We start from the raw sequence: 11,015 nt of genomic DNA on the forward strand, positions 1-11,015 counted from the left end.
TCTCCTCCATCTAACGCGGGGGCCCGCAATTGGTGCCCCCTGTCACCGGACCCACGATGCGCGATCACAGCTGGCGGAGCGCGCGGGCGGGTCGTGCACCGAGGATCGGCCAGCTGCTGATCAGCCCGATCGCCATCGTCATGCCGCCGCCCGCCATTACGGTCAGCAGGACCGCCGGATAGCTCGGCAGCCAGGTGAAGCTGAAGACCTGCGTCACGACATACCAGGCGCCGCCAAGGCCTAGCAGCAGCGCGAACCCGACCAGGATGAGCGTCAGGACCGCATATTCGAGCGCCTGCACGCCGAGCACCTGCCAGCGCGTGGCGCCGAGCGTGCGCAGGATCACGCCGTCATAGGTTCGCGCCTCGCGTGCGGCCGCGATCGCCCCGATCAGCACCGCGATCCCGGCGAGGATCGCCACCGACGCCGCTGCGGTGATCGCGGTGCCCATCTGCGACACGATCGTGCGGACCTGGCCGATGACGTCGCGGACCTCGATCACCGAGATCGACGGGAACACGGCGGCGAGCGCGCGCATCACCCCGCCCTCCTCGCCCTTGTCGAGATCGATCGTCGCGGCGAGCATGTGCGGTGCATCCGCGATTGCGTTGGGCGAGAACACCATCACGAAATTGAACCCCAGCGTGTCCCAGCTGATCCGCCGGAACGACGCGATCCGCGCCTCTCGTTCGACGCCCAGCAGCGAATAGCTGATCGGGTCGCCGATCCTGAGCGACAGCGCCTTGCCGAGACGCTCGTCGATCGAGACCAGCGGCGGTCCCGCATAGCCGCGCGGCCACCACCGCCCGGCGACGATCGTGCTGCCGCTCGGGACGCCTTCCGAATAGGTGAGCCCGCGCTCGCCGCGCAGCGCCCAGGCGCCTTCGGGCAAGGTCTTGAGATCAGCCACGCGGGTCGTGCCATAGCCGGTGATCGTGCCGCGCATCGCGGGGACGGTCTCGATCACGGGATGCCGCGCGACCCCCGCGACGATTCGTGCGAAGGCCTTGGCCTGCTCGGGCGGAACGTCGAGCGCGAACAGCGCCGGCGCGCGTTGCGGGATCGTCCGCTGGATGTTCGCATCGATGCTCGTGCGGATCGCCGCGAGCAGCACGAACAGCGTCAGGCCCAGCCCGAGCGCGACGACCAGCGTCGTGGTGCGTGCCCCCGGCCGGTGCAGCGCCGCGAGCGCCAGCCGCAGCAGCGGCCGGCGCGGACGCGGGATCATCGCCGCGCCGCGCTGCACGAGCCACCCGAATCCTGCGAGCAGCCCGAGCACGCCCGCGACCGCGGCGAGGAACCCCGCGCTGAGCCGCGGCTGCTCGGCCGTCGCCAGCGCGAGGCCGACGATCGCCAGAACCGCACCCCCTACCCATAGAAGCGTTGCGCGCGCCCCCGTCGTCCCCCCGCTCAGGCTCCCCCTCAGCAACCCCGCTGCCGGCACCCTCCCCGCTGCGATCAGGGGCGGCGCGGTGAAGGCCAGCGCGATCAACAGCCCGTAGGCCGCGGCCAATGCGAGCGGTGCCGGATGCACAGCAAATCGCGGGGCGACCGGCAGGACGTCGCCGGCCACCGCGACGATCAACGGTATTGCCGCCACCCCCGCGAGGAGGCCCGCGGAAATGCCGACCGCCGCGACCGCGCCGATCTGCAGGCTGTAGATCCGTGCGATCATACCCGACGTGGCACCGAGCACCTTCAGCGCCGCGATGCTCCGACGACGCGCGATGAGATAGGACGATACGCCGTTCCCCACCCCGATCCCCGCGATAACGAGCGCCGCCAGCCCCACCAGAAGCAGAAACTGCCCCATCCGCTCGACAAATCGCGCTGCTCCCGGCGCCGCGCGGTCGCGCGTCTTGGTTTCCCAGCCGGCGTTCGGGAACCGGGTCTTGATCCGATCGACGGCGGTCTGCGGCGCGACGCCATCGGGGAGCCTCACGCGATACTTGCTTTCGTACAGGCTGCCGGGCTGCACCAGTCCGGTACGCGCAATCCCGTCCAGCGACACGATCGCGACCGGCCCCAAGGTGAAGCCCTCGCCGAGGCGGTCGGGTTCCTCCGTGAGCACCCCCGTCACGACGAACCCGGCACGGCCCAGATTGAGCGCTGCGCCCTTACCGATCCTCATCCGCTCGGCCAGTGCCGACGAGATCCAGACCCCGTCGGCAAGCAGCGTTGCACGGCCGGCGCGCGGTGCGAATGCGAGCGCGCCGTATAGCGGATAGGCGCTGTCGATGCCCTTCAGCTCGATCGGGACACTCGTGCCGCGGCGTACCGCCATCGCCTGCATCCGGACGGTCTGCGAGACACGGCCGAGCTGGCCCATTGCCGCGCGTTCGTCCGCCGAGGCAGCACGCTGTGAGGCGGCAAATTCGACGTCGCCGCCGAGGATCGTGCTGCCGCGAGCCGAAAGCTCGTCGTCGATAGCCCGGGTGAGGCTGCCGATCGCGGCGAGCGCGCCCACGCCGAGGAACAGACAGGCCAGCAGGAGACGGAGCCCGCGGAACTGGAGGTTGAGCTCCCGCCGGGCGATGCGCCATGCCACGCGAAAGTCGTTCACGCGCGATGGTCTCCGACGATCCGGCCGTCACCGAGCTCCACCGTGCGGTCGCACCGTGCGGCGAGAACCGGGTCATGCGTGATGATGACCAGCGTCGCGCGCGTCGCGGCGCGGCGTTCGAACAGCAGATCCATCACCGCCGCGCCCGTCGCGGCGTCGAGATTGCCGGTCGGCTCATCCGCAAAGACAAGGTCGGGGCGCGGCCCCAGCGCCCTGGCAATCGCGGTGCGCTGCTGCTCGCCACCCGACAGCTGCGTCGGATAATGACCAAGCCGGTGAGCAAGGCCGACCGCCTCGAGCTCGGCGCGTGCGCGATCGAACGCATCGCCGATGCCCGCGAGCTCCATCGGTACGGCAACGTTCTCGAGCGCCGTCATCGTCGGCAGCAGATGGAATGCCTGCAGGACGATACCGATCCGCCCCCGTCGCGCGCGCGCCAGATCGTCTTCGCTCAGTGCGGTGAAGTCGAGCCCGGCCACCCGAACATGACCCGACGTCGCCTGCTCCAGCCCCGACAGCACCGCCATGAGAGAGGATTTGCCCGATCCCGACGGACCCAGCAATGCGACGCTCGATCCGCGCGCGATATCCAGATCGATGTTGTTCAGGATCGGCGTGGCCGCGGTCGATGTGCCCAGCGTCAACGTGACATCGCGGACCGATATCACCATATCGTCGGAAGCTGCTTGTGACATGGAGATCTTTACGTTGGAGCGATATCGGTCCTCATATGCGGTCGCGGCCGCCCTTCTCCAAGCCTTGGCCGTCGCCGGCTGCAATCGGCCCGACGAGTCGGCGACGCCGTCGTCCGATCGCGAGCCATCCACCGTCGCCGCCTCAAGCCAGAACGCCGTGACGGACAATGTCGGGGCGATGCCCGCCGCGCCGGCTGGTGCTCAGCGGCTGATCCTCGCCTTCGGTGACAGCCTCTATGCAGGCTATGGCGTGGCACGTGGTCAGAGCCTGCCGGACGTCGTGCAGGCGAACCTGCGTCGGGCGGGTACCAATGCGACGATCGTCAACGCGGGCGTATCGGGGGACACCAGCGCCGCTGGACGGCGGCGCTTTGCCTTCGCGCTCGACAGCATGGCCCGCAAACCTGACCTGATCCTGCTCGGTCTGGGCGGCAATGACGTCTTGCGGCAGATCTCGCCTGCGGAGACGCGGGCGAACCTGACGGCGATGATGGACGAGGCCAAGCGCCGCGACATTCCCGTCATCCTCACCGGTATGCGCGCGCCCCCCAATCTGGGTGCCGACTATCAGCGCGCATTCGATACGATATGGCCCGATCTTGCCAAAGCCTATGATGCGCGCCTCTACCCCTTCATTCTCGACGGGGTGATCGGACAGCCTGCGCTCATGCAGCGCGATTATGTCCACCCGAATGCCAGCGGGATCGATCATATCGCGGATCGTCTTACGCCGATCGTTATGGGACAGCTTGGTAAAGGCTGATACGGCCCTAACCGGTTGACGATCGCGAGGCGTAGTCTCAACTGGCCGAATAATCTGTGTTACGGGGGCGGAACGATGCATCGAAGTGGGTTGATTGCACGGCTTGAGAGGCATCTCGTGCTGACCGCGGGCGAGCGCGAGGCGATCACCAGCGCGGAACATCGTGAAGTTCGCCTGAAGCCCGGCGAGATCCTGATGGCCGAGGGCGGGCTCAGCGACACGCTGTTCGTGGTGCATTATGGCTGGCTGCACTCGTCCGCAAAGCTCTCGACGGGCGGGCGTCAGATCCTGCGGTTCCATTATGCGGGCGACCTGATCGGGACGTCGAGCATCGCGTGGTCGGTGGCCTCCGCGACGCTGACCGCGGTGTCGGACAGTACGGTGATGGAGCTTCCGAAGGTCGAGCTGGGCCGGATATTTCGCCAACAGCCCCGGCTTGCTGGTTTGCTCTATGCCATCGCCGCCGCGGAAAACGTCGCGATGAGCGACCGGCTGACGTCGATCGGCCGCAAGGGTGCGACCGAACGACTGACGACGCTGCTGCTCGATATCCTCGCCCGGCTGCGCGTGACGGCAGGCGGCGTGATCGATTCCTATGATCTGCCGTTGACACAGAGCGACATCGGCGACGCACTCGGGCTGACGAAGGTGCACGTCAATCGGACGATCCGGGCGCTCGAACGTGATGGCGTCATCGAACGCAACGGGCGCCGGCTTCGTCTGATCGATCCGGACTCGCTCATGCGACAGACGGGGTTTGTCGACCGCTACGGCGAGATCGAAACCGCGTGGCTTCCCGCTGCCCCCTGAAGTGGGAGGCGGCCGGTTAGTTCGGCTCGACGACGAACAGCGTCACGCCTTCATATTTGATGTCGTGCGGGTTGAAGATGGCATCGGTCTTGAACCCGTCCTCGTCGACCGCGATATCCTTCAGGCCGGCAAGCTTGAACGTCCCCAGCTTGATCTCGCGCGGGGGCTGGCCATCGCGCAGCAGCGTTACCGCGTCGACGAACACGTCATCGTGCTTGGTGAACAGGATGTGTGGTGCGAGCTTCACGTGCATGCGGTTATAGACGGCAGTCACACACCGTCGCAGCGCGATAGCCTGCAGCAATAGCGCGTTGGCGTTCGAAGGGACGGTACCGGTCGTGTCAGCAGGCATATTGTGCATCGCAGCATAGTTGGGAATCACGCGCCGTTCGCACGAACGTTCGGCGTCTGACAAGGATAAACGGACAGTGCGAAACGCTCAAGCCGTCGCTTCGACCGCGTCCGTATGGACATCGAACCCCACCAGTTGCGCCCGACCGAACGTGGTGGTGAGCGCCGCATCGGTCGCATCCCTTCCCCGTGCCATCAGGATCCGGCCGATCCGCGGCGTGTTGTGGCGCGCGTCGAACGTGTGCCAGCGGCCACCGAGATAGACGTCGAACCATGCGGAGAAATCCATCGGCGCATCGACCGGCGCTATGCCGATATCGCCGAGATACCCGGTGCAATAACGCGCCGGGATGTTCATGCATCGGCACAACGTGATCGCAAGATGCGCGAAATCACGACATACGCCCTGCTGTTCCTGATGCGCATCCCATGCGGTCTTGGTCGAGCGCGCGTGATGATAGCCAAATTCGATATGATCATGCGTGAACGCGACGATCGCCTGGACGCGCGCCCAGCCGGACGGGACGTGGCCGAACAATGACCATGCGGTTTCCGACAGCCGGTCTGTCTCGCAATAGCGGCTGCCGAGCAGGAAGACCAGAATCTCGTCGGGCAGATCCTCCACGGCATGCTGTTGCGCGTCGAGGTCGACAGGATCGGGCTTGCCGTCGTCAGTCACCGTGAAATCGCACGACAACGTCAATCCACCCGCAGGGATCGTCATCCGCGTACATACGTTTCCGAACGCGTCGAGATAATCGTACATCGGGATATCGGGACCCGCGACGATCCGGTGCGGCGAGACCAGATCCTTGTTCCGCGATGGGTGAATCGACAGCATCGCCATCAGCGGCGTCGGCGCCTCCGCCTCGAAACGGATCTTGTAACCGGCACGTATCAGCATGCAATCGACCCTTTCATGCCTTCACCTTGCGTGGCGGCGGCGCAACTGACGGTTGAGTATTGGAAATCTGGGCGTTGGTCTCAGCCGGATCGTCGACGGCGACGTCGACGGACACGGTCATGTCCTCGAAGCTTCCGGGAAAGCCGGCCCAGGTGCCGGACACGGGCACGGCCTGATAAATGTCACGGGCGATCGCGACGCGGATCAAGCCACGGCTGCCGACGATACCGTTGGTCGGGTCGAACTCGACCCAACCAGAGCCGGGCAGATAGACGCGAACCCAGGCATGCGTGTTCCCGCCGCCCGTGCGCTGATCCCGCTTCGTCGGGCTATAGACATAGCCGGACACGAACCGCGCCGCGAACCCGAGCGCGCGCACCGCCTCGATCATCAGCATGGCATAGTCGCGACACGTCCCCTTGCGTTTGGCGAGCGTCTCGATCGGCGATTGCGTCCCCTTTTCCGGGCGCGGGACATAGGTGAACTCTCGCCGGATCGCTGCCGTCATCGAGGACAGCATCGCCAGCGTATCCGTCTGACCCGAAACATCGACGAACCGGCGCGCCCAGCGATCGATCTCCCGCAACGGATCGTGATGCTGGCGCTCGATCGATCGCAGCAGGTCGGGCATGTCTTCCGAGGAATAGGTAAAGGGATAGAGCCGGGCATAATCTTCGATATGCACGCTTTCGAGGTCGGCGGGACTATGCTCGAGCCGCACGCGGCTATCGAACACGAGGTCCTTTGCACGCCTGTCGAACGTTGCCACCGCGACGGAATTGCCCAGCACGTCATGCAGCCAGCGGACTTGGGCCGGTTCGGGCGTGATCGTCAACTCGGCCGAGATCAGGCGCTGGTCGTGGCTTTCGCGCGGCCGAACCATGATCCGATGCTCGCCAAACGAGACCGGGTTGCGGTAAGAATATGTCGTCACGTGGGAGAGTGTGAGAAATGGCATCAAGGATCCGTGTCGCATGACCAGCGAGCCTCACCGCCCGCTGATTACGGCAGAAGACATTCCACCGGTCGCGATAGTCAACCCGGGAGGGACGTCATCGTTCCTCCTGATCGGCGATCATGCGGGAAATGCGGTCCCGAACGCGCTGGCATCGCTCGGCATCACGTCGGACGAACTGTCGCGGCATATCGGCTGGGACATCGGCATCGCCGAGACCGGCGCGATGCTGGCCGAACGGCTCGACGCGGTGTTCATTCGTCAGGCCTATTCCCGGCTGGTCGTCGACTGCAACCGTTCTCCAGCGCAACCCGACGCCATCGCGGAAGTCAGCGACACCACGGTCATACCCGGCAACCTTGCATTGTCGGACGAGGCGAAGGCGGAGCGCTTCGCGGCGATACACGAGCCGTATCACGCGGCAATCGCGCATGAGGTCGCGCGCGGCACGGCCGCCGGTCGGACGACAATCCTGATCGCGCTGCATAGTTTCACGCCGCTGATGCGGGCACTGGCTACGTCCGGCGATCGTGCCACAGCGACGCTGCGCCCCTGGCACATCGGCATTCTTCACGACGGTGGCGACACGACATTTGCCACCACGCTGTTGAATGTTCTGACCGCGGACCCGGATCTCGTCGTCGGCGACAACGAACCCTATCGCATGGATCTGATCGACTATACGATCCCCCGGCATGCCTATCCGGATCGCCTGCCCTATGCCGAGATCGAGATCCGTCAGGACCTGATCGCCGACCACGAGGGATGCCGGCACTGGGCCGACAGGATTGCACACGCGCTCGTTTCGGCCTGCGCATCGTAAGCCTCCTGTCCTTCGACCCATAGGCAAGACGTGCTCGCCCGACTTTCGCGCGCCGCTAGCGACCGATCATCGGGATCGTCGCAAAAGCTCGGGATCATCCGGCGCGCCGGACGCGTTCAGACGGGGCAAATTACTTACAAACGCGTCCCCGTCATTCTCACGACCAGAAGTACCCTGCACAGATGCCTTCGAACCTGACGAACACCCCGGCGGAGGCTCGTGCTTCGACGCCGCCGCAGATCCCGACCGAGGCGCGATACCGTGCGCTGTTCGAAGCGATCGATGCCGGCTTCTGTATCATCGAAATGCTGTTCGAGAACGATCGCCCGGTCGACTACCGCTTCCTGGAGGTGAACCCGCAGTTCGAGTTGCAGACCGGGCTCGTCGATCCGGTCGGACAAACCGCGCGGACGCTGGCGCCGGGCCTCGAACAGCACTGGATCGACACCTATGGTCGCATCGCCCTGACCGGGGAGCCGATGCGTTTCGAAGACGGGTCGGCTGCGATGGGGCGCTGGTTCGAAGTGCAGGCGGCGCGGATCGGCGATCCGGCGGCGCACACCGTCGCGATCATCTTCACCGACATCACCAAGCGGCGGCAGACCGAGATCGCGGTGCACGAATCCGAGGAGCGGCTGCAACTCGCTCTCTCGGCAGGTAGCGGGATCGGGACTTGGAACTGGGATGTCGCCGAGGACCGCGTGACGGCCGACGCGCGGTTCGCGGCGCTGTATGGCGTCGACCCCGACGCTGCCCGTGCGGGCGCGCCGCTGGCCCGGTTTTTCGCGCGGATCCATCCCGACGACATCGCTGCGACCCGTCAGCATATTGATGCGGCGCTCGCCTCCGGCGGGGCATTTGTGGCGGAATACCGGCTTCTCGACAGTGACGGCTCGATCCGTTGGGTGACCGCACAGGGACGGTGCGAGCTGTCGCCTGACGGCGCCCCGCTCCGCTTTCCCGGAATCAGCTTTGAAATCACCGCGCGCAAGCTTGCGGAGGTTCGCCAGACAGCGTTGCTCGCGCTCGGCGACGTCGTCAGGGAAATGACTGATCCCGGAGAGATCGCGTATGCGGCGTCGGAAATCCTTGGCCGGGCTTTGCAGGTAAGCCGCGTCGGCTACGGCGTTATCGATCCGGTCGCGGAGACGATCACCGTCGCGAGAGACTGGAACGCGGACGGCATAGCGACGCTCGCAGGTACGCTCCATTTCCGTCAGCACGGGAGTTACATCGAGGATCTGAAGCGTGGCGAGGTCGTCGCGATCGCGGATGTCGAGCACGACCCGCGCACTGCTGGTTCGGCGGAGGTCCTGAAGCGGATCAGTGCATCGTCGTTCATCAACATGCCATTGCTCGAACAGCAGGGTTTCGTGGCGATCATCTATGCCAACCACGAACACCCGCGTGTCTGGGCGAGCGAAGAGATACGCCTGATGCGCGACGTCGCCGAGCGCGTGCGCGCGGCGACCGAACGCCTTCGCGCCGAAGCGGCACTGCGCGAAAGCGAGGAACAGTTTCGAGTTTTCGCTCAGGCCGTCCCCAACCAGATCTGGGCTGCAGCGCCTGACGGGAAACTCGGCTGGTTCAATAACCAGGTCTACGACTATACGGGTTTTGAACGCGACAACCTCGAAGGTCTCGAAGACTGGGGATCGCTCGTCCATCCCGATGACCGCGACCAATCCATGGACGCATGGCGCGACGCGCTTTCGTCGGGCACATACTATTCGACGGAGTTTCGCATCCGCCGGGCCGATGGCATCTATCGGTGGTTTCTCGTCCGGGCGGAGGCCGTGCGCAACCCGGCGGGGGCGATCACGCGCTGGGTCGGCACCAACACCGATATCGACGATCGCCGACGCCAGGCCGCCGAGATGGCGCAGTGGAACCAGACGCTGGAAGATCAGGTCGCGACGCGCACGCACGAGCTGATGGAGGCCGAAGCGGCGCTCCGGCAAAGCCAGAAAATGGAGGCGGTGGGTCAGCTTACCGGCGGCATCGCGCATGATTTCAACAATCTGCTGACCGGGATCATCGGCAGCCTCGAGCTCCTTGGCGTTCGGATCGCGCAAGGGCGACTCAGCGATGTCGAACGCTATTCGATCGCGGCACAGGGCGCGGCGAAGCGTGCAGCGGCGCTGACTCACCGGCTCCTGGCGTTCTCGAGGCGTCAGACGCTCGACCCCCGGCCGACCGACGTCAACCGGCTGGTCGGCGGGCTTCAGGAGCTGGTCACCCGCACCGTCGGCCCCGACGTCACGGTCGAGGTCGTCACCGCGGCAGGCCTTTGGCCAACGCTCGTCGATCCCAATCAGCTCGAGAACGCGATCCTCAACCTGTGCATCAACGCGCGCGACGCGATGCCGAGCGGGGGGCGGCTCACGATCGAGACGGGAAACCGGTGGATCGATCTCAGAACCGGGCGTGAGCGCGACCTCGATCCGGGACAATATGTCTCGCTGTGCGTATCCGATTCGGGCACCGGGATGACCCCCGAGGTGATTGCGAAGGCCTTCGACCCGTTCTTCACGACCAAGCCGCTCGGCCTCGGTACGGGGCTGGGACTCTCGATGATCTACGGTTTCGCGCGACAATCGGGTGGGCAGGTCCGGATCTATTCGGAGGTTGGCGAGGGCACGAACGTCTGCATCTATCTGCCACGCCATTTCGGTGATGCCGAAATCGCCGAGCCCGATTCGGAGCTGACCGCAGCGCCGAGAGCCGGTGCTGGCGAGACCGTCCTTGTCGTCGACGACGAGCCGACGGTGCGGATGCTCGTCGTCGAGGTTCTCGAGGAGCTGGGATATTGTGCGATCGAAGCGGGCGACGGGCCTGCCGGGCTCAAGATTCTCCAGTCGGACGTCCGGATCGATCTGCTGGTGACCGATGTCGGTCTGCCTGGCGGCATGAATGGCCGGCAGATGGCCGACGCCGCACGGGTCGGTCGCCCGGACCTCCGGATCCTCTTCATCACGGGCTATGCGGAGAATGCTGTCGTGGGCAACGGGCATCTCGACCCGGGCATGCACGTGATGACCAAGCCGTTTGCGATGGAGGCGCTGGCAGGACGCATCAAGGATCTCATTACCTTACGATAATCAGGATATACCGCGTACACGTGGTATTTCTTCCATGACAAGCCTGTCAC

At 65.4% G+C, this 11,015-nt stretch carries 9 protein-coding genes; 4 read left to right on the forward strand and 5 right to left on the reverse strand.

The window, feature by feature from the left end:
* Nucleotides 1-64: 64 nt before the first annotated feature.
* Both AC0CH3_RS07415 and AC0CH3_RS07420 read right to left on the reverse strand, forming a co-directional pair.
* The gene (locus AC0CH3_RS07415) at nt 65-2,563 is read right to left on the reverse strand and encodes an ABC transporter permease (protein ID WP_354299953.1); all 2,499 of its coding nucleotides are present in this window, start codon (nt 2,561-2,563) and stop codon (nt 65-67) included.
* On the reverse strand, nt 2,560-3,234 hold the full coding sequence (locus AC0CH3_RS07420; RefSeq protein WP_354299954.1) for an ABC transporter ATP-binding protein: 675 nt from the start codon (nt 3,232-3,234) through the stop codon (nt 2,560-2,562). Before AC0CH3_RS07420 ends, AC0CH3_RS07415 begins: the two co-directional genes overlap by 4 nt.
* A gap of 181 nt (nt 3,235-3,415) precedes the next feature.
* Between AC0CH3_RS07420 and AC0CH3_RS07425 the strand changes: the two genes are divergently transcribed.
* Together AC0CH3_RS07425 and AC0CH3_RS07430 are read left to right on the forward strand one after the other, a co-directional pair.
* Nucleotides 3,416-4,021 carry an arylesterase gene (locus AC0CH3_RS07425; RefSeq protein WP_354299956.1) on the forward strand — a complete coding sequence of 202 codons (606 nt, stop codon included), beginning with the start codon at nt 3,416-3,418 and terminating at the stop codon, nt 4,019-4,021.
* Nucleotides 4,022-4,096: 75 nt separating this feature from the next.
* Nucleotides 4,097-4,831, forward strand: coding sequence for a Crp/Fnr family transcriptional regulator (locus tag AC0CH3_RS07430; RefSeq protein ID WP_082446148.1), 735 nt, complete (start codon nt 4,097-4,099; stop codon nt 4,829-4,831).
* A gap of 16 nt (nt 4,832-4,847) precedes the next feature.
* On the opposite strand, the gene AC0CH3_RS07435 is transcribed toward AC0CH3_RS07430, so the two are convergent.
* From AC0CH3_RS07435 to AC0CH3_RS07445, 3 genes are all read right to left on the reverse strand, one after another.
* Nucleotides 4,848-5,183: a hypothetical protein gene (locus AC0CH3_RS07435; RefSeq protein WP_056024276.1), complete on the reverse strand. Its 336-nt coding sequence runs from the start codon at nt 5,181-5,183 to the stop codon at nt 4,848-4,850.
* 87 nt (nt 5,184-5,270) lie between these two features.
* Nucleotides 5,271-6,086 (reverse strand): transglutaminase-like domain-containing protein, encoded by an 816-nt coding sequence (locus AC0CH3_RS07440; RefSeq protein ID WP_354299958.1) that lies wholly within the window; start codon nt 6,084-6,086, stop codon nt 5,271-5,273.
* A 13-nt stretch (nt 6,087-6,099) separates the two neighbouring features.
* Nucleotides 6,100-7,062, reverse strand: a complete 963-nt coding sequence (locus AC0CH3_RS07445; protein WP_354299959.1) for a transglutaminase family protein — start codon at nt 7,060-7,062, stop codon at nt 6,100-6,102.
* On the opposite strand from AC0CH3_RS07445, the gene AC0CH3_RS07450 reads away from it, so the two are divergent.
* Both AC0CH3_RS07450 and AC0CH3_RS07455 read left to right on the forward strand, forming a co-directional pair.
* Nucleotides 7,061-7,864, forward strand: a complete 804-nt coding sequence (locus tag AC0CH3_RS07450) for an N-formylglutamate amidohydrolase (RefSeq protein WP_465237734.1) — start codon at nt 7,061-7,063, stop codon at nt 7,862-7,864. The two genes, AC0CH3_RS07445 and AC0CH3_RS07450, sit on opposite strands and share 2 nt — an antisense overlap.
* A 182-nt stretch (nt 7,865-8,046) precedes the next feature.
* Nucleotides 8,047-10,965: a PAS domain-containing protein gene (locus AC0CH3_RS07455; RefSeq protein WP_465237735.1), complete on the forward strand. Its 2,919-nt coding sequence runs from the start codon at nt 8,047-8,049 to the stop codon at nt 10,963-10,965.
* The last annotated feature ends 50 nt before the right edge of the window (nt 10,966-11,015 follow it).

This window comes from Sphingomonas sp. AC449 (genome assembly GCF_979253475.1).